This is a genomic window from Polaribacter pectinis (assembly GCF_014352875.1).
Taxonomy (GTDB): domain Bacteria; phylum Bacteroidota; class Bacteroidia; order Flavobacteriales; family Flavobacteriaceae; genus Polaribacter; species Polaribacter pectinis.
Window position 1 is genome coordinate 1,431,726 of the sequence record NZ_CP060695.1, and the last position, 23,275, is coordinate 1,455,000.

At 31.7% G+C, this 23,275-nt stretch carries 17 protein-coding genes, 1 tRNA gene and 2 rRNA genes (1 of these 20 running past the window's edge); 5 read left to right on the forward strand and 15 right to left on the reverse strand.

Annotated features, from left to right (window positions below; all coding sequences use genetic code 11):
* The 5 genes from H9W90_RS06555 to H9W90_RS06575 all read right to left on the reverse strand — a co-directional run bounded on the left by H9W90_RS06555 (position 1) and on the right by H9W90_RS06575 (position 8,196).
* A complete protein-coding gene (locus tag H9W90_RS06555) occupies positions 1-1,086 on the reverse strand; it encodes an endonuclease/exonuclease/phosphatase family protein (protein ID WP_187483648.1) in 1,086 nt (361 codons plus the stop codon).
* Between the two features lie 102 nt (positions 1,087-1,188).
* On the reverse strand, positions 1,189-2,547 hold the full coding sequence (locus tag H9W90_RS06560) for a Gfo/Idh/MocA family protein (protein WP_187483649.1): 1,359 nt from the start codon (positions 2,545-2,547) through the stop codon (positions 1,189-1,191).
* Positions 2,548-2,670: 123 nt separating this feature from the next.
* Positions 2,671-3,498: a hypothetical protein gene (locus H9W90_RS06565; RefSeq protein ID WP_187483650.1), complete on the reverse strand. Its 828-nt coding sequence runs from the start codon at positions 3,496-3,498 to the stop codon at positions 2,671-2,673.
* A gap of 19 nt (positions 3,499-3,517) precedes the next feature.
* Positions 3,518-5,029 carry a SusD/RagB family nutrient-binding outer membrane lipoprotein gene (locus H9W90_RS06570; RefSeq protein WP_187483651.1) on the reverse strand — a complete coding sequence of 504 codons (1,512 nt, stop codon included), beginning with the start codon at positions 5,027-5,029 and terminating at the stop codon, positions 3,518-3,520.
* Between the two features lie 74 nt (positions 5,030-5,103).
* Positions 5,104-8,196 (reverse strand): SusC/RagA family TonB-linked outer membrane protein, encoded by a 3,093-nt coding sequence (locus H9W90_RS06575; RefSeq protein WP_187483652.1) that lies wholly within the window; start codon positions 8,194-8,196, stop codon positions 5,104-5,106.
* A gap of 117 nt (positions 8,197-8,313) precedes the next feature.
* On the opposite strand from H9W90_RS06575, the gene H9W90_RS06580 reads away from it, so the two are divergent.
* A complete protein-coding gene (locus H9W90_RS06580) occupies positions 8,314-8,925 on the forward strand; it encodes a TetR family transcriptional regulator (protein ID WP_187483653.1) in 612 nt (203 codons plus the stop codon).
* Here H9W90_RS06580 and H9W90_RS06585 read toward each other — a convergent pair.
* A complete protein-coding gene (locus tag H9W90_RS06585) occupies positions 8,922-9,182 on the reverse strand; it encodes a CBU_0592 family membrane protein (RefSeq protein ID WP_187483654.1) in 261 nt (86 codons plus the stop codon). The genes H9W90_RS06580 and H9W90_RS06585 overlap by 4 nt on opposite strands.
* 124 nt (positions 9,183-9,306) lie before the next feature.
* On the opposite strand from H9W90_RS06585, the gene H9W90_RS06590 reads away from it, so the two are divergent.
* On the forward strand, positions 9,307-10,710 hold the full coding sequence (locus tag H9W90_RS06590) for a Gfo/Idh/MocA family protein (protein ID WP_187483655.1): 1,404 nt from the start codon (positions 9,307-9,309) through the stop codon (positions 10,708-10,710).
* Between the two features lie 221 nt (positions 10,711-10,931).
* Here the strand turns inward: H9W90_RS06590 and H9W90_RS06595 are convergent, their stop codons facing one another.
* Positions 10,932-11,840 carry a T9SS type A sorting domain-containing protein gene (locus tag H9W90_RS06595; RefSeq protein ID WP_187483656.1) on the reverse strand — a complete coding sequence of 303 codons (909 nt, stop codon included), beginning with the start codon at positions 11,838-11,840 and terminating at the stop codon, positions 10,932-10,934.
* Between the two features lie 162 nt (positions 11,841-12,002).
* Between H9W90_RS06595 and H9W90_RS06600 the strand changes: the two genes are divergently transcribed.
* Positions 12,003-12,075 (forward strand) — tRNA-Gly (locus tag H9W90_RS06600).
* 38 nt (positions 12,076-12,113) lie between these two features.
* On the opposite strand, the gene H9W90_RS06605 is transcribed toward H9W90_RS06600, so the two are convergent.
* Positions 12,114-12,767: a rhomboid family intramembrane serine protease gene (locus tag H9W90_RS06605; RefSeq protein ID WP_187483657.1), complete on the reverse strand. Its 654-nt coding sequence runs from the start codon at positions 12,765-12,767 to the stop codon at positions 12,114-12,116.
* Positions 12,768-12,854: 87 nt separating this feature from the next.
* Here H9W90_RS06605 and H9W90_RS06610 point away from each other — a divergent pair, with 87 nt between their 5' ends.
* Positions 12,855-13,745, forward strand: coding sequence for a lysophospholipid acyltransferase family protein (locus H9W90_RS06610; RefSeq protein WP_187483658.1), 891 nt, complete (start codon positions 12,855-12,857; stop codon positions 13,743-13,745).
* 9 nt (positions 13,746-13,754) lie between these two features.
* Here the strand turns inward: H9W90_RS06610 and H9W90_RS06615 are convergent, their stop codons facing one another.
* The 3 genes from H9W90_RS06615 to rpsA all read right to left on the reverse strand — a co-directional run bounded on the left by H9W90_RS06615 (position 13,755) and on the right by rpsA (position 18,157).
* Positions 13,755-14,597: a hypothetical protein gene (locus H9W90_RS06615; RefSeq protein WP_367890069.1), complete on the reverse strand. Its 843-nt coding sequence runs from the start codon at positions 14,595-14,597 to the stop codon at positions 13,755-13,757.
* Positions 14,598-14,602: 5 nt separating this feature from the next.
* The gene (gene glmM, locus H9W90_RS06620) at positions 14,603-15,994 is read right to left on the reverse strand and encodes a phosphoglucosamine mutase (RefSeq protein ID WP_187483659.1); all 1,392 of its coding nucleotides are present in this window, start codon (positions 15,992-15,994) and stop codon (positions 14,603-14,605) included.
* 333 nt (positions 15,995-16,327) lie between these two features.
* Positions 16,328-18,157, reverse strand: coding sequence for a 30S ribosomal protein S1 (gene rpsA, locus H9W90_RS06625; protein ID WP_187483660.1), 1,830 nt, complete (start codon positions 18,155-18,157; stop codon positions 16,328-16,330).
* A 244-nt stretch (positions 18,158-18,401) separates the two neighbouring features.
* Between rpsA and H9W90_RS06630 the strand changes: the two genes are divergently transcribed.
* Positions 18,402-19,031, forward strand: coding sequence for a 7-carboxy-7-deazaguanine synthase QueE (locus H9W90_RS06630; RefSeq protein ID WP_187483661.1), 630 nt, complete (start codon positions 18,402-18,404; stop codon positions 19,029-19,031).
* 109 nt (positions 19,032-19,140) lie between these two features.
* Here the strand turns inward: H9W90_RS06630 and cmk are convergent, their stop codons facing one another.
* The 4 genes from cmk to H9W90_RS06650 all read right to left on the reverse strand — a co-directional run.
* Complete coding sequence (gene cmk / locus H9W90_RS06635; protein WP_187483662.1) at positions 19,141-19,836, reverse strand: (d)CMP kinase; 696 nt, start codon at positions 19,834-19,836, stop codon at positions 19,141-19,143.
* A gap of 2 nt (positions 19,837-19,838) precedes the next feature.
* Entirely contained in the window at positions 19,839-20,819 is a 981-nt protein-coding gene (porQ, locus tag H9W90_RS06640) for a type IX secretion system protein PorQ (RefSeq protein WP_254712533.1), read from the reverse strand.
* 292 nt (positions 20,820-21,111) lie between these two features.
* Positions 21,112-21,221 (reverse strand): 5S ribosomal RNA (rrf, locus tag H9W90_RS06645).
* A gap of 112 nt (positions 21,222-21,333) precedes the next feature.
* Positions 21,334-23,275: ribosomal RNA gene (locus H9W90_RS06650) — 23S ribosomal RNA — on the reverse strand (it continues 937 nt past the right edge of the window).

Genomic DNA, 23,275 nt, shown 5'->3' on the forward strand with positions numbered 1-23,275 from the left:
TTATTCTATTTTAAAAGTTGCTAAAACACCTTTATGGTCTGAAGGCCATACACCTTGAGATAATATAAATTTATCTGAAGAAGTTTCTTCTACACCTTGTCCTCTAACTACGCTTCCAGAAGGACCTACAATAACTATGTCTTCTAAAGTTAAACGAGCGTCATCATTATAATAAATAAAATCTATACGATCTCTATCATCTGCATCTGGAGTCCATACTAATTTAGAAATTGGAACACGAGTGTTATATGCAGCCCAAGTATGTCCTGGATGTGTAACTGGGTTTGGATATTTTACCCTATATGCATCTAAATAGTTTTCATTTTTAAGAGTTACACTATTATGCCAAGGTACTACAGTTCCATTATGGTCAAACATATCTTTTGTAGCTGAAGTCCAATCTAAATGAGATGGTTCGTTAAAATCTCCACCTAAAAGAACAATATTTCCTTTACTTTTTTCTGTAGCTGCATCATTTACAAAAAGATCTATAGCTTCATCTCTTTCTGAAGCTTTATTTTGTGCTAATATTTCTGCAACATCAAGAATTGGTTCTGGCAACTTTTCCCACGTAATACCATCATAACCTCTTGGTAAATAACAGGCATAGTGTGTATAATCTAAATGCGCACCATATACTGCAACAGAAGTAGTATCGTTTAATTTAATAATTGATTTAGATAGTGAAGAAGAATTTAAGTTAGGGTTTGATGTTATTGGAAATTTAGAAAGTATTATTGCTGATTTTCCTGAATTAAAAGTAAAAAAAGATTCATTTCTATTTTCTAATTCTTCTTTAATTTTATTACTAAATACTACATTATCATAATTACGTATTTCAACAAGAATAACAATATCTGCTTTCGATTGTATAATTACTTCAGCAATAGCTTTGAATCCACCAGTTACAGAGGTTCCTTCGTGCCAAGTATTTAGAGATAAAACTTTTAATGTTCCATCAAATTTATCTTCTGGAATTATTAGTTCTTCTTCTTCCTCTTCTAATATGGTTTGAGCTTTATTAGACTGGCAACTAAAACCAACGGTTAATATGCTAATAAATAGGATAAAAGTTATTTTTTTCATTATGTTATAGTTTTGTTTTTGATTATCTCTTTTTATTGATATAATCTATAAATACTTATATTTTATTTGAGAATTATCTTTTATTAAAACTCTTTGAATGAATTAAAACGTGTCTTTCATCCAATTATAAGGTTTGTTCTTAACCCAGTTACCTCTTGTAAAATCTGGAAAATCTTGAGGTGCTCCATTATTTTCTATAGATAATTCTGAAAGTGGCGTAATTGCACTCCAAGCTGCGGCATCATATGCATCAATTGGTGGCGCTATATTTTCTTTTGCAGATTCTACAAAGGCATTCAACACAAAAAAGTCCATTCCACCATGACCAGCTCCAGTTGCAGCTTCTCCATATTTTTTCCATAATGGATGATCATATTTTTTTAACCACTCATCTGCTTCATCCCATTTGTGAGGACTAGATTTACCTTCTATATACATTCTATTTCCGTCAACTTCCCACAAACCATTTGCTCCTTGCACTCTAAAACCTAAAGAGTATGGTCTAGGTAAATTACAATCATGTGTTACAATAATTGTTTCTCCATTTGCAGTTTCTATAGTACTTGTAATAACGTCTCCTTGTTTAAACTTTAATTTTGCGTTTGGGTGAGATTCTCCTCCGTTTTTTACAATATAATTATGTAGACCAATTCCTTTACTAGCATTAGCAGTTAAAGAGGTAAATCTATTTCCTCTATTAATGTTAGACATTGCTGCAATTGGACCAATACCGTGAGTAGGATAAACGTCTGCATTTCTTAACAAAGAATGCTGTGTACGCCATTTAGATTCAGAAATTCCTTTTTCGCCAAACTCTACTCCTCTACCATAAGCACTTTTACCATCATTTAATTTTACAAAACGTAAGTCATGTTGGTAACCACATCTAAAATGTACTAATTCTCCAAAAACGTTTTGCTTTACCATATTTAGTACCGCTAATACATCTCTTCTATAATTTACATTTTCTAATAACATTAAATTAGTTCCTGTTGCTTCATGTGTATTTACTAAATCCCAACATTCTTCTAAAGTGTTAGCTGCTGAAACTTCTAAACCAGTATATTTACCAGCTTTCATTGTATCTACAGCCATTTTTGTATGCCATAACCAAGGAGTAGAAATAATTACCGCATCTACATTTTTTAAATCTAAAAGGTTTCTATAATCGTAATCTGAACTTCCAAATACTTGTGGTTTAGAAAAACCTGCTTTATCAATATTATTAAGAGCAATTCTAATTCGTTCTGGGTCTATATCACAAATGGCAGTTATTTCAAGATCTTTTCTTAACAGCGCATTTTTTAAATGTTGTGATCCTCTTAAACCTACACCTATAAAAGCAAGTTTAAGTTTTTGTTGGGGTGACTTTAAATTAGAACCGTAAGTTATATTTGGTAGTACAGACATTCCTAATCCTGTTAATGCAGATTTTTTTATGAAATTTCTTCTAGAAGTCATAATTATAGATTTTAATTTTTATAAAGGTTTTATTTTAACTTAAAAAACAAGTAATTAAATTAATATAGCATAGAAAGAAATCTTTTTCTTTCTATGCTATAATTAACACTAATTCAAATAATATTATGGTATTGTAATTACATTACTAGATGAGTACCAATAAACCCAGCCTCCATCGTAATAATATATATAAAACTCAAATTTTATTTCTCCAACACACGCATCGTATGTACCTTCTCCTTTTGGACTTAAATAGTAGTAATAACCGTCACTATCTACACCTACTTCAGCAGCTTCGAAAGTAACTTTACCATCTGAAGCACCAGGAGATGATGGTGTTAAAACAAGATCTAAAGTTGCATTACTCAATGCACTATAACCAATAAAATCTCCATTTATAGTTAACACATCACCATTAAGAGTTGTATTGATACTTGTCTCTGAACCATAGGTTGCGTTATTAGTTAATGTTCCAGGAAAAACATCTATTTGATTTGTACATTCATCATCTAAAACTGTTATTGCTAATGTACTGTTATCGTTTTCTGGACCTAGACCAAAAATAACATTGGGGTTAGAACTTGTTAATGAAATAGATAATTCTGCATCACCATCTCCTAAATCATTATTTTCTGGTTTTAAAACTATATAACCAATATAAGATTCATAACCTTTTTCTAATGTTATAACACCTTCAGATTGATCTGTAACTCTATTTAAACCATCTCCGACTAAAGTGTAATTTATCTGAACATTGTCTTGTAAACTACCAATAGTAAATAGTTGTACTGGAATTTTTGTAGCTTCTGTAGCATCTTCTTTTATATTTAAAGAAGCATCAGGAAAATATACATAAACTTCATTGGTTTCCTCATCTGCAGATGAACATGAAAAAATTGTTACCGAACAAATTACTAATAGAGTATATTTCCAAAAATTTAAATTTTTCATAATTGTTTACTTTATTTAATTATTTTAATATCCACATTAAACTGTTTACATTGTCTTCGCTATATTGTCTTTTAATAGCTTCCTCTACGTTTACAGTATTGTAGTTTAATTCACTTTGTGGGTATCTCCAACGTGTTGGAATTTTATTCTCACTACCTACATTTAAAGATGTAGATGGGTTAATTGGTAAATCTGGGAACCCAGTACGTCTATAGTCATAATAAACTGTATATTCTGAATTGATAAAAGAAGCGATATATTTTTGAGTTAAAATCTGTTCTATACCATTTGAAGGATTATACAATACATTAGCGCTACTAATATAATCATTTATATAAGAATCATTTACAGACACATTATCATAACTAATTGCATTGTTGCGATAGAATTGAATATTTGCTCTAATTCCTTCATTATAATAATCTGCTGCATTGTTAGTAATCCAACCTCTTTGTGCTGCTTCTGCAATGTTAAATTGTAATTCCCAATAACTAGCTGTTACATAAGGTTCTGCATCAAAGTTTTCATAATATCTACTATGAATTCTAGAAAGGTTTTTACTTGCTTCTTGTGCAACGATGTCATTAAAATCGCTTGTACCATCTGCTCCAACATAAGCATCAAAATCATCTGTTTGTAATCCTCCGCTTAAAGCTTGTTGTGTTGGTGCTGCAAAAAAGAAAAGACGTCTATCTTCATTACGCTTAAGAAGTTCCGTAATAAACTCATCCATATGTGGATATTGAGCGTGAGTTGTATTCCAAAATGGGTAACGCTCTCCTCCAACATCAGAAAAATCTAATTGCAAATTATCATCATTAGAGGTAAATATTGGGTAAGTACTAGGGTCGTTAATAATTTTAGCAAATTTTTGAGCAATATTTATAGTACTATTACCTGCTTTTTTACTTAAACTAATTAATACTTTTAAAGAAAAAGAATTTACTGCTTTTCTCCATGATAAAACATCACCATTATAAACAACATCACCATTTATTACACCATTGGTGTTTGCTAATATTGTATTTGCTTTTTCTAAATTATCTAAAACTCCTATAAAAACATCTTCTTGAGTGTCATAAATTGGATCGAATAAACCGTCTGTTTCACCTAAAGAAGCTTCACTATAAGGAACATCTCCAAAAGTCATTGTTAAACTATAAAAGTGCCAAGCTTTAAGAAAATGTCCTAATCCAATGTAAACATCTTCATTAGTTCTTTCTGCTTCTTCCATCATTTTAACAACATTTCGAATACTTGAATAGGTTCCAAAACCAGCTCTATCGAAAAAATTATATTGATAAGATTCTATGGTTTCTGTCCAAACTACTTGCTTAACCAACATTGGATGATTAAAAAGTGTTTTACCATAAGATGGACTTGCTATATTTAATGACGCACTTGTAAATAATAACCCTGGAGTAACTTCCTCAGGACTATTTGGGTTTTTCCCTAATTCATCAAAATTACCAGTACATGCGTTAAAAACTAGTATTATTAAAAAAGAGAAGATAAAATTATTATTTTTCATGGTCTTGATCATTTTTTGATTAGAATGAGAGTTGTATGTTAAATCCTATATTTCTTTGAGAAGCTGAAGAAAGATCATCTGTACCCGTATCTGGCAGTGTTGAAAAGAAATAAATTTCTTCCTACAAGGTTAACATTCATAGTATTCAACCCTATACTTTTACAAACATCTTTAGGAATTGAATATCCGATTGAAACCTCTCTTAATTTACCAAATGTTTGTTTAAAAAGGTTTTGTCTAGCTGAAACGTCATAAACAGAAGGATTATATCTTTTCTGGTACGTTATATAACTAACCTGCTGCGTATTAGCTTCAAATACTCTTGTATCACTTACAGTTTCTCCTTTTTCATCACGAATTAACTCTCCACTTGTAACTACAACTCCTGGTGCAACATAATTGTTTATACCATTTGTAGCTGCTTCACGAAATTGGTTTACAGAATCTGGATGCGCTCCAGAATTCCATAACGATTGATTTGTTCTTGAATGAAAAGTACCTCCAACACGTCCATCAAAAGATAATGAAAGTGAGAAATCTTTATATTTAAAGTTGTTAATAAAAGCCCAAACATAGTCTGGTCTTGTGTAACCCTGTACACTTAAATTAGTATCCAATACAGGAAATCCGTTACTATGAACTATATTTCCTTCTGGATCTCTAACCCAATCGTAAATTAAATAATTATCTGTTCTTGCTCCTTCATAAATCCAAGGATTGTTTGATGTAAATTCTGGATCTAATCTATCCCAATAAGTATTATAAGTAGACCAGTTTACTAATGTGTTCCACTGAAAATCTTCTTTTTTTATTGCGGCAAAATCTAAACTTACTTCAACTCCTCTTTTTTCAAATCTTTCATCTGTATTAGTTGTCTTACTTGAAAAACCAGATGCACTAGATACAGGTGCATTGCTTATAATGTTATAAGATAAGCTGTTAAAGTAAGAAACATCTAACTTCAATCTACTTTTAAAGAATCTTAAATCTGCACCAAACTCATAAGTTCTAGTTTCCTCTGGACTTACATTATCTCCTCTAATGCTTCCTGGATATGAAGCCGTACTTTGACCACCCCAAACATCTGCATTAACTGAATAAACAGGGTTTAAACTATAAAGACTTAAATCTTCTTTTGAAATTGTCCAAGATCCTCTTAATTTAGCAAATGATATAAATTCAGGTAACTTTATAAATTCCGAAACTACTGTACTTAAAGCTGCAGACGGATAGAAATATGATCTTGTTTCTTTTGGTAAAGTAGAAGACCAATCATTACGCCCAGTTACATCTAGAAATACACTATTCTTATAATTTAAACTTAATTTACCATAAATACTATTTATCTGTTTTTGACTCTGATAATTTGAAGCACTTACTGGATTAGTTGAGTTTGATAAAGAATAAAAATCTGGTAAATTCAAACCATCTGTTGCTGCAGAAAGAGATCTATATTCATTAAAGTTAAGTGTTGCTCCACCTAATGCATTTAAATCGAAATCTTCTGATAATTCTTTATCATAAATTAATAATAAATCTGAATTTACTGTAAAATCATACGTAGAATATTCAGAATAATTACCTAATCCTTGACTTTGACTTATTGGTGTGTTTTCAGAACCTCTTACAAAATTAGCATTTATACCTGTTCTACTTATTACAGATAAATCGTCAGTAATATCATAATTCATAGTCAAATAACCATAAACTCCATCTTCATAATAACCACTTTCATTTTCATTAGCTAAAAAATACGGGTTATTATAAAATGGTGTTTTTTGATAATATCTCTGCTCTAATCCTTCAACTTCCCAATAATCTTTAAAATCTCTTACATCAAAATCTACTCCAGACCATACTAATAAGTTGTATACATAATTATCACCTCCATAACCAGATTGTGGAAGATTTGGAGTAAACTGCTTGTTATAGGTTAAAGAAGACTCAACATCAAGCCCACCAATTTTAGTACTACCACTTATATCGAAAGTAATATTGTTTAATTGAGTATTAGGCACTTGACCTTGTTGATATACATGTGTTGCAGAAACTCTGTAAGCACCTTTATCATTACTACTAGAAACACTAATATTATTTGAAGTTATAAAACCTGCACCTAAAAAGTTTTGTAAATTATCTTTACCACGAGAAATCCAAGGAGTAGGAATTCTATTACCTGTAACTGGATCTACAGGGCTATCCCATTGAGAAATTTCTTTAAAACCACTTGCTGTTGAAGGGTCTCTAACATCTAATCTTGGCCCCCAAATATAAGTCCCTGCATCATTTGTACCACCTCCAGCACCATCTACATAACTATATCTACCATTATCTCCACTACCATAAACTGTTTGAGGTTTTGGTATTGCAATATAACCAGCATTAAATGTAGAACTTGTATTAAAATTTACAGTTGTTTTTCCAACTTTTCCTTTTTTAGTTGTTATCATTATAGCACCACCAGCACCTCTAGAACCATATAACGCAGATGCTGTTGCACCTTTAAGTACATTCATTTCTTCTATATCATTTGGACTAATGTTGTAAAAATTTGTAGAAATTGGTACACCATCTATTACAACTAACGGGCTTTCTCCTCTTAAACTAATAGAAGGTGTTGTATAAAATTCAGAACTATTATAAACAGTAAGACCTGCAACTTTACCTGTTAAATTACTTAATACATTTGCTTCTGGGGCAACACTAAGTACATCTCCTTCTACTTTTTGGACTGAATAACCTAATGCTTTCTCCGCTTTCTTTATACCAAGAGCAGTTACTACAATTTCATCAAGTGTGTTAGAATCAGTTTCAAGTCCAATTGACAAGTTTGTTTTTCCTTTAACTGATACTTCTTTAACTTTATAACCTAAATAAGACACTACTAATACAGCATCATCAGAATCTACAGTTATTGAGAACATCCCATCAAAATCAGTAGAAGTACCTTTTGACGTCCCTTTTACCAATACAGTTGCATTAGGAAGTGGATCTTTAGTCTGAAAATCTACAACAGACCCTTTTACGGTTTTTCCTTGAGCAAATAAACTTTGGTTTAAACTAAGTAAAAGCAATAAAATAATACTACTTTTAATTGTCTTTGTAACACTTACAATGCATCTCATTGTAGCTTTGTTCATTGGAATCAAAAAATTTAATCTTTTCATTCGGTTTTGTTATTTAAATTGTTGATGCGGTAAATATATAAAATATTTTGATTGAACAGTCAGTCAATTTAAAATATTTTTGTTAAATTTGTTAAATAATGATTAACTTTACATATAATGGGTAGAAAAAGCTTAAAAAGCGTAAGACAAAAGGAAATTATAGAAGCTTTCTATAATGTTTCAAAAATTGAAAGTTTAGAAAACACATCAATTGCAAAAGTAGCTAAAGCAATGGATGTAAATACAAGCTTAATATTGCATTATTTCAACTCAAAAGAAGATATGATTTTTGGGTTGATAAACTATATTCTAGAAAGGTATAAGTCTATATATGTTATTGAAGAGAATGGAAATGTTGAAATAAAGTTAAGAAATACTATAGACAATTTGTTTTCAAAAGATTGGAACAATTTAGTTGATGATGGTGTGTTCTATAGTTCTTATGCCCTTATTTTTCAAGATGAGAAAATAAAAAAAGCCTTTAAAGAGTTGCACGACTCTTTACGTTTTTATTTAGCAGAAGTTTTAAAAGAGGCTAATGATCAAAACGTTATAAATATAGAAAACCCAAAAAAAACAGCTGAATTAATTTTTGTTCTAGTAGAAGGCACTTATTATTACCTCTCTCTATTTGATTCAACCGACAAGGAATATCATGAAAATTTAGCAACTTATAAAGACATGGCTCTTAAACTATTAAATTTTAAGACAGAACTTGCTACACTTTAAAGTTTGTTTTTCTTTTTTCTTCTTTTTTTTAAAATTACAAATATCATAGCCAAACCAATTAGCATCCATATTAAGTTTGTAAATAAATTTGGGTTGTCATTAGATTCATAAGCACTAATAACAAGACAAATTCCACCTAAAACATTCATAAACTGATATGTTATACTATTTGATTTTAATCTATCTGTGCTTAATAAAAAATATGAAGCTAAATAAGAAATTGAACCAACCCAACCAATAATTTGAAAAATACTCAAGAACCTTTATTTTAATTACAAACAACATGTCTGTAAAGCAAAGATACTTTTTTTAGTACTTAACTAGAATATAGAATTCAATTGGAATAAAAACATTAAGTAAAACAACTACAAGTATGGCAATATGGGAAAAAAAATAAATAGAAAACAAGCTATAAAAAATTTGTTAGCTTTAGCGAGTACACCAATATTAGCAGGATCTTTGTATAGTTTTAATGATAAAGCAGAAATAGGTAAACCATCTCCAATAAGACCACTTGGTAACCCAGATATTAAAAATCCTATTACAGCAATTACTGTTGGTGCAGGTTCACGTGGCACTGTATATGGTAATTACGCAGTTAACTTCCCTAATGAATTAGATATTATTGGTGTAGCAGAACCTATTGATATAAGAAAAGATAGATATTCTAAAAAACACAACATACCCCAAAGCAATAGATTTACAACTTGGGAGCATGTTTTTGAAAGACCAAAATTTGCAGATGCTATAATTATTACAACTCCAGATGATTTACATTATGGACCTTGTATAAAAGCTCTAGAAATGGGTTATGATATTTTACTAGAAAAACCTATTGCACCAACAGAACAAGAATGTAGAGACATTTTAGCATTGCAAAGGAAAAACGGAAATATTGTAGCAGTTTGTCATGTATTACGTTATGCTCCTTATTTTATCAATTTAAAACAATTAATGGATTCTGGCGCTATTGGTGAAGCTATTAGCATTCAACATCTAGAACCAATTGAACATGTTCACATGGCCCATTCTTATGTAAGAGGTAATTGGCACGATTCTAAAAAAACAACTCCAATTATTTTAGCGAAATCTTGTCACGATCTTGATATTTTAAGGTGGTTAGTTGGTAAAAAGTGTGAAACTATTTCTGCGTTTGGTGGCTTAAAATGGTTTACTTCTAAAAATGCACCTGAAGGAAGTACTTCTAGGTGCGCAGATGGTTGTACTGTAGAATCAAGTTGCCCCTACTCTGCTTTAAAAATTTATCACAGAGAAAGACAAAGAACTTATGTATTTGATTTACCTGAAGATAAAGCTAAACATGGAGATTATATTTTAGAACAATTGGCAAAAACCAATTATGGACGCTGTGTTTATAAAATGGAAAATAACCAGCCAGATCATTTAGTTACTTCTATGGAGTTTGAAGGTGGTGCAACCGTAAGTTTTTCTATGGAAGCTTTTACATCTTATCACGGAAGAAGAACTCGTGTTATGGGATCTTTAGGTGATATTGTTGGGGATATGAATGAGTTTACACACACAGATTTCTTAACAGGAGAAAAAACTAAATGGGATATTACTGTAAAAGATGTTGAACATTATGAAAATAGTGGTCATGGAGGTGGTGATTGGGCATTGGTTACTGACTGGATTAGAGCAGTGAAAACTAAAGATTCAAGTTTGCTAAGTTCAACTCTAGATGCTTCTATTGAAAGTCATTTAATGGGTTTTATTGCAGAAAAAAGTAGGCTAGACAAAAAAACGATGACTATCCACTCATAAAATTTTTATTATATAAAGTATTAAGAAGTAATCTTCAAAAACAAAATTTAAACACAACATTTTAATAATAATGATTGAGAAACAATCCGTTATATTTAAAAACTAATTTTAACTAAAGAATAAATATCTTGTTGAATTACAAAACTTCAGTTTTGCATTAATAATAAAAAATGGTTGCTTTTAGAAGCAACCATTTTTTATTGTTAGAACTCAAGTTTTAATTATTCAATAATAATTTTTGAGTCATATACCTTGTCTCCATAAACTCTTATAACATATATTCCAGATGATAAATCCTGAACATCTAATCTATAAGTATTTTTATTAATATTTTTAGACTCCAATACTTTTCTACCTAAATTATCTAACAATTCTACTTTGTTAAAATTTTGTTTCATTTGAACAGTTGCTATCGTATTAACTGGGTTTGGGTAAACTCCCACTTTATCTACAACAAGCTTATCTGTGCTTAAAACACCTCCATCAACCGTAAAATTCACTTTATTAGAAAGAGCCGTATAACTATCATCTGTTAGTAAAACTGCATAATAGTTTCCTTTTGGTAGAGATGTTGGATTAATTGTTAAAGTACCAGCAGCTTCTTGTCCTGAAGTAACATAACTCCATTCGAAATAACTGCCATCTGGATCCGTAACACTTTGGTCGTAAATTGCAACCCAATCTGTTGAAAGGCCAAGACCTCCTGTATATGTTATTGCTACTGCTTCATTAACTGCATAATCAGTTTTATCCGAAGAAACTGAAGCTGCTGTGGATATTGTAAAATTAAAACTATCTGAAACAGTATAAGAATCGTTTAGTAATAAAGCTACATAATAATTACCTGCAGGTAAAGGTCTATTAAATCCTCCTCTAGTTAAATTTTCCACATCAATAGCTCCGTTAGTTGTAGAAATATAATCCCATTTTATGGCTGATGTATCTGATCCTGGAGTTTCTCCAACATAATAAATACCTAACCAATCACTTCCAGAACCAGAGCCACCAGTCCAAGTAATAGAAATTGTTTCAGCTACATCAAAAGTAGCTTTAGTTAGACTTACAGATTGACCAACCAAAGTTGTTTGAGCTAAAAAAAAAGAAAAAAATAGAAGTAATTTTGTTTTCATAATTTATTTTTAATTGTTAGTAATGAGCTAATTTAACAAAAAAATATAAATTTACTGACCGTTCAATCAATTTATTTTTATCACAAATAAAAAAGTAGATTTTTTTTATAAAAAACACTTGCGAATGTTAAAAAACATATTATATTTGCAGCTCTTTACCACGCGAAAGTAGCTCAGTTGGTAGAGCGTCAGCCTTCCAAGCTGAATGTCGCCAGTTCGAACCTGGTCTTTCGCTCAAAAAGACTTCATTTAACTATGAAGTCTTTTTTTATGCTATAAATTTTTAAGCTTATCTCCGAAAATTAATAACAAAATAATTGGTACAGCTAAAAGAATGACCATCAACTTATTGGTTGATAATAAAATAGGATTTAATAATAAAGTTAAAGCAAAACCTCCCATAGTTCCTCCTAAATGTGCAGAATGACCAACATTACCTAACTGCTTTTTCATACCATAAATAGAATATAGTAAATAACCAACTCCAAAAATATAACCTGGTATTGGAATTGGTATAAAAAACAAATAAAGCTCCATTTCTGGATACAATAATATTGAAGCATATACAATTCCTGAAACAGCACCAGAAGCACCAACAGAACTATAGTAAGGTTCGTCTTTATGGTATTTTAAGGAATACATACTACCTGCTAATAAACTTCCAAAATAAATAATTAAGAAATCTGGAATTCCTAAAATTCTTGCAACAATATCTCCAAATAAATAAAGGGCATACATGTTAAAACCAAGGTGCAACCAATCTACATGCAAAAAACCAGATGTTATTGTACGTATTTTTTCTCCATTTAAAATTCTACTTACTTGAAATTTGTATTTGTCTAAAAAAGAGTAATCGTTAAACCCCTTCATAGAAACCAAAACGTTAGCAATGATAATTAATAAAACAGCTTGATTTATATTTTCCATAGTTTCACAAACATAAGAAAATCCGATTAGTAAAACTATTTCGTTTTAAATATAAATCCGATATTTGTAGCACAAAAAACAACCAATATGCAATTTTTAGTTTTTGCGCTTACATATCCATTAATATGGATTATGTCTCGATTACCAATGCGAATTTTATACATTAAATCTGATTTTTTTTTCTTTTTAATCTATCATGTTTTTGGTTACAGAAAAAAAGTAGTTCTAGATAATTTAAAGCTTGCTTTTCCTGAAAAAACGGATGAAGAACGTAAAGTAATTTCTAAAAAGTTTTTTAAACACTTTACAGATTTAATTATGGAAAGTGTTAAAGCATTTTCTATTTCTGAAAAACAGATATTAAAACGATACAAATACAAAAACCCAGAATTGGTTAATAAGTTTGCTAAAGAAGGAAAAAGTATTGCTTTAGTTGGCGCTCACCAAGCAAATTGGGAATGGTCTTTTAGCTTATCTTTAATTTTAAATATAGATGTATATGGTGCATATACAAAATTAAATAATAAGTATTTTGAAAAGACAATTAGAAAATCTAGAGAAAAATTTGGTGTCATAGGTTATAAAACTTCTGATACTGTTAGGGGTATGCAGAAAAATTTTTCAGAAAAAAAACAAGGTGCCTACATTCTATTAAGTGATCAATCTCCACAACCACATAAAACTTTTTATTGGCGAAACTTCTTTAATATAAAAGTTCCTGTTCATACAGGTGCAGAAATGCTTTCTAAAAAATTCGATTTAGTTGTTATAAATTACGTTTCTAGAAAAGTAAAAAGAGGTTATTATGAAACAGAGTTTCAATTAATAACAGATTCTCCAAAAGAATTTGATAATTATAAAATTACAGATATTTATACCGATATAACAGAAGCAAATATTAAGCAGCAACCAGAATTTTATTTGTGGTCTCACAAAAGATTTAAACATAGAGATAAAGTGCCAAAAGAGTTTTTATAATCTAAAAACTTATTTTTTACTTTTTAAAATATTAAATTTTGCGCCTACAACAATTGTTCTCTCAAAAAAAGTAAAACTTTGTGACGCTCTATCTGCTAGATTTGCTGTAGTTCTAATATCTGATAAATTAATATAACCAACTTTTAAATCTGATTGTATAAAAAAGTGCTTAAAGAAAGTTAAGTTTAAGCCAACACCTGCAGAAACTCCCCAACCAGAAACATGAAATTCATCCCATCTTTCTTGATCAAATAATTTTGCGTTTGTTCTTGGATACAAAACTCCTACTCCAATTCCTTCTGTAACATTCAATTGAAAATTCTTGTTACTCATACCTACTAAATGTCCAATTTCATCAAAACGTTTGAATTCTACATTTACATAATTTAAACCATCTGTATGTTCAAACTCTAGAAAGTCTTGTGTTAACCTATAATCATCATTAGCATATACTCCATCAAAAGGAGTTCCTGCATTAATCTGACCATCGATTTTTACAGTTTGATGAGCATTCATAACATATTTCATGTGGTCTACACCAATAGAAATTGTATAATTATCACTTAAAAAGTAACCAACTCTAACATTGGTTTGTGGTATTGTAATTCTACCAGGATTAAAATAATCGTAAAAATTAAATGGTGTTATTCTATCTTTTGCAGTAACATCTCTTAATGTAAAATCGTAATTATCTCCAGTAAAATGAATATCTGAATTAGAATAATTTGCACGGTTCCATCCCCAATAAAAGAACATTTTTCCTTTATTAGATGTTTTTTTTACTTCTTCTTCTTGTGAAAAAAAAGTCATTGAAATTAATAAAAATACAATAAATGTGAATTTTGTTTTCAAGATTTCTAGGCGATTATAGCTTTAATTTCATTAATAAATCTTACAGCTAAATCATCTGCAGCTTGTTGCGATTTTGCTTCTGTATAAATTCTAATAATTGGTTCTGTGTTCGATTTTCTTAAGTGAATCCACTCTTCTGCAAAATCTATTTTTACACCATCTATTGTGTTAACATCTTCATTTTTATATGTTGATGCCATGGTCTCTAAAATCTTGTCAACATCTATTTCTGGTGTTAACTGAATTTTATTCTTGCTCATAAAATAACTTGGATACGAATCTCTTAACTCTTTACAAGATATTTTTTTGTTTGCTAAATGCGATAAAAACAATGCAACTCCAACCAAAGAATCACGTCCATAATGAGAAGCTGGGTAAATGATTCCTCCATTTCCTTCTCCACCAATTACAGTGTTGGTTTCTTTCATTTTAATAACAACATTTACTTCTCCAACTGCAGATGCAGTATACGTTCCACCATGTTTTTGAGTAACATCTCTTAATGCTCTTGAAGAAGATAAATTAGAAACTGTATTGCCACCACCTAATCTTCCTAAAACATAATCTGCACAAGCAACTAATGTATATTCTTCTCCAAACATAGAACCATCTTCAGAAATTAAAGCTAGTCTATCTACATCTGGGTCTACAACAATTCCAAAATCTGCCTTTTCTTTTACAACTAATTCAGAAATATCTGTTAAGTGCTCTTTTAAAGGTTCTGGATTGTGTGGAAATTGTCCATTTGGTGTACAATATAATTCTACACATTCTACATTTAATTCTTTTAACAAAGCTGGAATAAATATACCTCCTGTAGAATTTACACCATCTACAACAACTTTAAAGTTTGCTTTTTTAATGGCTTCTACATCTACTAATTCTAAATTTAAAACTTCTTTTATGTGTTTTTCTAAATAAGAATTGTCTTTTGTATAGCTTCCTAAATCATCTACATCTGCAAAAGAAAAATCTTCACTTTCTGCCAATTCAAGAATTTTTTCTCCTTCTGCTCCGTTTAAGAATTCTCCTTTTTCGTTTAATAATTTTAAAGCATTCCATTGTTTTGGATTGTGAGATGCTGTTAAAATGATTCCTCCATCTGCATTCTCTAAAGGAACTGCAACTTCTACTGTTGGTGTTGTAGACAAGCCTAAATCAATTACATCTATTCCTAAACCAACTAAAGTATTGGCAACCAAACTAGAAATCATTTTTCCAGAAATACGAGCATCTCTTCCAATAACAACTTTTATATCTTTCTTATTATTGTTTCTTGCTTTTATAAATGCGCCATAAGCTGAAGCAAATTTAACTGCATCTATTGGTGTAAGATTATCAGCAGTTTTACCACCAATTGTTCCTCTAATTCCTGATATTGATTTTATTAATGTCATTCTTTTTGGTTGTCTTTTTTGTTAATGACACAAAGATAATTCTATTAAATGGTTATCTAAAATAAATTAACAAGTTGTAAGTTTTGTTTAAGCCAATTGATACCAAAAATGGCGCGTTAGGGATTGTAGCAATTGTTTGAGCTCTTTTTTCTATTTCAGAAAAAAAGCGAGTGCGAAAAGCCCGACCTTTAGGGAACGCCCAAAAAATGACAGTTTTCAGTTGAAGTTTTTAGTTCTGTATGTTGAATAAGAAATCAGCGTATAAAAAAAAAGCCGATGCAAATTGCATCGGCTTTTAAATATTATAAATTTCTACTGTTTAAAAAATAAGAATTACTTCTTCTTTTTTGCTCCAGCTTCCATTTTTTCTTTAAGCGCTGCTAAACCACCAATGTCTCCAAGAGTTGTTTTTTCTGCATCTGCAGATTTTTTAGCGGCAACTTTAATGTTTCTCTTTTCTTCTTCTCTAAAGATTGAAGTATGAGAAACAACTACTCTTCTGTATTCTTTAGAAAATTCCATTACAATAAAGTCTATTGTATCTCCTTTTCCTAATTTAGAACCATCTTCTTTTTCCAAGAAACGTGTTGGTGCAAAACCTTCTACTCCATCAGCAAAAGTTACAACTGCTCCTTTATCGTTCTTTTCTTTAATTGTTCCTTCGTGTGTAGAACCGATTGTGTAAGTAGCTTCATGTGCATCCCAAGGATTGTCTTGTGTTTGCTTATGACCTAAATTTAACTTTCTGTTCTCTACATCTAATTCTAATACTTGAACTTCTAATTTGTCTCCAACAGTTACAAAATCTGATGGATGCTTGATTTTCTTAGTCCAAGATAAATCAGAAATATATACTAAACCGTCTATACCTTCTTCTAATTCTACAAACACACCAAAGTTTGTGTAATTTCTTACAGTACCAGTATGTGTAGAACCTACAGGATATTTAGTTGTAATATCTGTCCAAGGATCTGGGTGTAATTGTTTCATACCAAGAGACATTTTTCTGTCTTCTCTGTCTAAAGTTAAAACTTGCGCTTCTACTTTATCTCCAACTTTTACAAAGTCTTGAGCTGAACGTAAATGAGTTGACCAAGACATTTCAGAAACGTGTATTAACCCTTCTACTCCTTGTTCTACTTCTACAAATGCACCATAATCTGCAATTACTACAACTTCTCCTGTTACTTTATCACCAACTTTTAAAGTATCGTTTAAAGCTTCCCAAGGATGAGCAGATAATTGTTTTAAACCTAATTGAATTCTAGATTTGTTATCATCAAAGTCTAAAATTACAACGTTTAATTTTTGATCTAATTCAACAACCTCATTCGGGTGATTGATTCTAGACCAAGATAAATCTGTAATATGTACTAAACCATCTACACCACCTAAATCTACAAACACACCATAAGAAGTAATGTTTTTAACAACACCTTCTAATACTTGTCCTTTTTCTAATTGGCCAATGATTTCTTTTTTCTGTAATTCGATATCTGCTTCAATTAAAGCTTTATGAGAAACTACAACGTTTTTAAATTCGTGGTTGATTTTTACAACTTTGAATTCCATTGTTTTTTCTACATACTGATCGTAATCTCTAATTGGTTTAACATCAATTTGAGATCCTGGTAAGAATGCTTCGATTCCGAAAACATCTACAATCATACCACCTCTAGTTCTACATTTAACGAAACCGTTAACTACTTCACCAGTTTCATGAGCATTATTAACACGTTCCCATGCTTTAATTACTCTTGCTTTTTTGTGAGATAATACTAATTGACCAGAAGAATCTTCTCTTTTGTCTACTAATACTTCTACTTTATCTCCTTCAGCTAAACCTTGGTTATAACGAAATTCGTTTAAAGAAATAACTCCTTCAGATTTAGAATTGATATCGATGATTGCATCTCTATCAGTAATTCTGATTACAGTTCCTTCAATTACGTCACGTTCGTTAACAAAACCTACAGTTCCTTCTAACGCTTTTTCGAACTCAACTAATTTTTCTTCATCAACAGCTTCAATACCTTGTTCGTATTTGTGCCAATTAAAATCTGCTAAAAATTGTTTTGGATCTACAGCAGGAGTTGCTGCTTCTGTTTGTTGTACTTCAGTAGCTTCTACTTGCTCTTCAGTGTTTTTTGTTTCTTCAGACATGTGTCTAAAATAATTTTGTATCTTATTGTTATTCAGATTTTTAACGATAAAAACAATAAGAGATGTTTTTATAAATTTTTGTTTTATATTCCTTTTATAAATCTGTTCTCGTAAAAAGGAGTGCAAATTTACAAAAAATACTTGATTTTTAACTATTTAGAATTAATTTATTATTCTTTTTAATCTTGATTAGCAAAAAACTACCTTTGCATTTTTAAATACCTTTTTGGTGATTTTAATGTAGATGGATAAAAAGACAAAAGATTTAGTAGATAAAGGAATAATGCTTCCGTTAATGGAAGAGTTTTATACAATACAAGGCGAAGGTTCTCACACAGGAACTGCTGCTTATTTTATTAGAGTTGGTGGTTGCGATGTTGGTTGCCATTGGTGCGATGTTAAAGAAAGTTGGAACGCAGATTTACATCCACCAACTTTAGCAGACACTATTGTTTCCAACGTAAAAAAATACGCGAATACCGTTGTTATTACTGGTGGTGAACCTTTAATGTGGTCAATGGATTATATTACTGAATTGCTTCAAGAGAATCATATTAAAACACACATAGAAACTTCTGGGGCCTATTCTTTTTCTGGAAAATGGGACTGGTTTTGTCTTTCACCAAAGAAAACAAAATTACCAATTCAAGAAAATTATAGAGAAGCAGACGAATTAAAAATGATAATTCATAATAAATCTGATTTTGATTTTGCAGAACAAGAAGCTGCAAAAGTAGGTAAGAAATGTCAGCTTTTTTTACAACCAGAATGGAGTAAAAAAGAAAAAATGACAGAAGAAATTGTAGATTATGTAATGAAAAATCCGAAATGGAAAATTTCTTTACAGACTCATAAATATCTAAATATTCCTTAATATTATTATTTGAAGCTATTTCCAGCTTTCACTACTCGCTTTTTTTGCCCAAAACCAAAAAAGAGCTCAAACATGCCGTTCAATCTGGGCTAAACTTGTTTGGATATTTTTAGTTTTCTTGAAGTTTTCTGTCTACTAAAGTACAAATTCTCTCAAATTGCTCTTTAATTCCCATATCCGAATTATCGAATTCAATAGCATCATCTGCTTTTAATAAAGGAGAATCTTCTCTTGTAGAATCTATTCTATCACGTTCTTCAACATTAAAAAGTATATCTTTAAAAGATACTTTATCTCCTCTATCAATCAATTCTTTATAACGTCTTGTGGCTCTTTTATCTGCAGAAGCCGTCATAAAAAGCTTTAATTCAGCATTAGGAAAAACAACAGTACCTATATCTCTACCATCCATAACAATTCCACTATTTTCTCCCATTTTTTGCTGTTCAGCCACTAATTTTTTACGCACTTCAGAAATCGTTGCAACTTTACTTACTAATTGAGAAACTTCTAAAGATCTTATTTCTCTTTCAATATTTTTATCATTTAAAAACATCTCTGCAAAACCTAATTCTTCATTAAATTTAAAAGAAAGTGAAATATTCTTTAATTTGGAAATAAGACTATCTTTCTCTAGAAAATCTTTTCCTACAAAATTATTTTGTTTAGCAAAAAGTGTGACAGCTCTGTACATTGCACCAGTATCAACATAAATATAATTGTACTTTTTAGCAATTAATTTTGCTATTGTGCTTTTACCTGTTGATGAAAATCCATCTATTGCTATAATAATTTTTTTACTCATATTTATCTTCTATCTAAATCAATTTGTAAGCTAAATGTACTTGTATTTGCTGCAGAATGAAATTTAGAATATGCATAATTAAACTTAAACTTATTCATTTGTATACCAAAACCAAAAGAAATTCCACTAAATGTTCTCGCGTTTTGTAATTTTAATTCAGCTGCTCTTCTAAAGTTATAACCCAATCTTAAATTAATTACACTTTCTGGAAACAATTCTGCGCCAATTATAAAATGTCTTAAAGTATTACCTATAAAACCAGTTTCTTCCTGGGTAACATTTCCTTCTAAATCTGTAGTTTGTTCAGACGGATTTGCAACAGAAACATACCATTGCTGTAAGTTATCTATTGTTAAATGCCATTTTAGCGGAACATGGTCTAATTTATAAGAAGCACCTAAAGCTAATTTAAAAGGCAATTTTTCAATTTCACCATTAAAAGATTTAATTTGTGTTCCCACATTTCTAGCAACTAAAGTAACATTAAAAGTTTTATACGGATTATAATACAATAGAGCAATATCTGCAGCAATTCCTGTAGAAGTAAAATTACTAATATTAGAGTTAATTAGTTTGATGTTTGTTCCCATATAAAAATTTGTCCATGGAAGATTGAAAGAATAACCTACTGAAATTGCAATATCATTTGCATTGAAATTTCCAGTTTCATTACCATTTTCATCAGCTCCAATTAAATTTCCATAATCAAGATACTTTATACTTCCATGAATAGTCCCAAATCTTCTTGAAATAGTTTTCGCATAATTAAGAGATCCCATATTTATTCCAGCTAAATAACTAGAATAGTTTATGGAAAGTTTATTATCAATTTCTTCACTAATTACAGAAGGGTTCCATGTAGGTTGATTAACATCATCTAACAATGTAAGAATTTCTCCTCCTAACGCAATTTGTCTTGCAGACGTAGAAACATTCAAAAATTGATAAACATTTTCACCTCCAACTTGTCCATTTATAGACATTGAAAAAAGAAATAGAAAGAAAAAAAAACTACTAAATTTCATATTAATACAAATAAACGAAGTATCATATTAATAACGAAAATAAACTTTAATATTTTATAATACTAGATATAAAGTTCATTAATATGCTACACTTTTTGATAATACTTAAATTAAAGAGTAATATTATTAAGATCTAAAAATAAAAAGATATAATATCTATTGTATTTTTCAGATAATAAGGTTTACCAAATAAAAAAAGCCTCATATCTTAAGATATGAGGCTTATAGAATACTGAAGAATCAGTATTAAGAAAGGCAGCGACCTACTCTCCCACATAAATGCAGTACCATCGGCGCTATTAGGCTTAACTTCTCTGTTCGAGATGGGAAGAGGTGAGCCCTAATGCTATAACCACCCTAAAATTTTCAGATAGATTACTCTAACTGTAAAAGTTGACATATGGTAAAATAATATTGTAAGTTTCAGAATAAAAAAAAGAGTTTCTCTCCCGTTATTGCTAACGGGAGAAGCGTACATAAGTCTATGGGTTATTAGTATCACTTGGCTATGACATTACTGCCTTTACACCTATGACCTATCAACGTGGTAATCTCCCACGACCCTTTAAAGAAATCTCATCTTGTGGTGGGTTTCGCGCTTATATGCTTTCAGCGCTTATCCCTTCCCGACGTAGCTACTCTGCTATGCTCCTGGCGGAACAACAGATACACTAGAGGTCAGTCCAACTCGGTCCTCTCGTACTAGAGTCAGATCCACGCAAATTTCTAACGCCCACAGCAGATAGAGACCGAACTGTCTCACGACGTTCTGAACCCAGCTCGCGTGCCACTTTAATGGGCGAACAGCCCAACCCTTGGGACCTTCTCCAGCCCCAGGATGTGACGAGCCGACATCGAGGTGCCAAACCCCCCCGTCGATATGAGCTCTTGGGGGAGATCAGCCTGTTATCCCCGGAGTACCTTTTATCCTTTGAGCGATGGCCCTTCCATGCGGAACCACCGGATCACTATGCTCTTGTTTCCAACCTGATCGACCTGTATGTCTCTCAGTCAAGCACCCTTATGCCATTGCACTCTACGCACGGTTACCAAGCGTGCTGAGGGTACCTTTAGAAGCCTCCGTTACTCTTTTGGAGGCGACCACCCCAGTCAAACTACCCACCAAGCACTGTCCTCATCTCTGAGTTAGACTCTAGATAAGCAAAGGGTGGTATTTCAAGGATGACTCCACAACGCCTAGCGACGCTGCTTCGATGTCTCCCACCTATCCTACACATTACTTATCCAAAGCCAATACTAAGCTATAGTAAAGGTTCACGGGGTCTTTTCGTCCCGCTGCGGGTAATCGGCATCTTCACCGATACTACAATTTCACCGAGCTCATGGCTGAGACAGTGTCCAGATCGTTGCACCATTCGTGCAGGTCGGAACTTACCCGACAAGGAATTTCGCTACCTTAGGACCGTTATAGTTACGGCCGCCGTTTACTGGGGCTTCATTTCACTGCTTCGCCGAAGCTAACAACTCCACTTAACCTTCCAGCACCGGGCAGGTGTCAGGCCTTATACATCATCTTTCAATTTAGCAAAGCCCTGTGTTTTTGATAAACAGTCGCCTGGACCTTTTCACTGCGGCCCATCGTTAGATGGGCGACCCTTCTCCCGAAGTTACGGGTCTATTTTGCCTAGTTCCTTAGCCATGAATCTCTCGAGCACCTTAGAATTCTCATCCCAACTACCTGTGTCGGTTTACGGTACGGGTTCTTATAATCTGAAGCTTAGAGGTTTTTCTTGGAAGCTTTTAGGCACACTATCCATGCAGCCGAAGCCTTATGGTACTATCAACCTTCTCCAAAATCTGCGGATTTGCCTACAGATCTTATAGATACAGTCTTCAACGAACTATTCCGTCAGTTCGCGGTGCTTTCAATACTCCGTCACCCCATCGCAATTATAAGAAGTACAGGAATATTAACCTGTTATCCATCGACTACTCCCTTCGGATTCGCCTTAGGACCCGACTAACCCTCAGCTGATTAGCATCGCTGAGGAAACCTTAGTCTTTCGGTGTGCGGGTTTCTCGCCCGCATTATCGTTACTTATGCCTACATTTTCTTTTGTAACCACTCCAGCATGCCTCACAGCACACCTTCTACGCAGGTTACAATGCTCCCCTACCACTTGTATATAATACAAATCCATAGCTTCGGTAATATGTTTATGCCCGATTATTATCCATGCTCGTCCGCTCGACTAGTGAGCTGTTACGCACTCTTTAAATGAATGGCTGCTTCCAAGCCAACATCCTAGCTGTCTGGGCAGACAAACCTCGTTTTTTCAACTTAACATATATTTGGGGACCTTAGCTGATGGTCTGGGTTCTTTCCCTCTCGGACATGGACCTTAGCACCCATGCCCTCACTGCTGAGAAACATTTTATAGCATTCGGAGTTT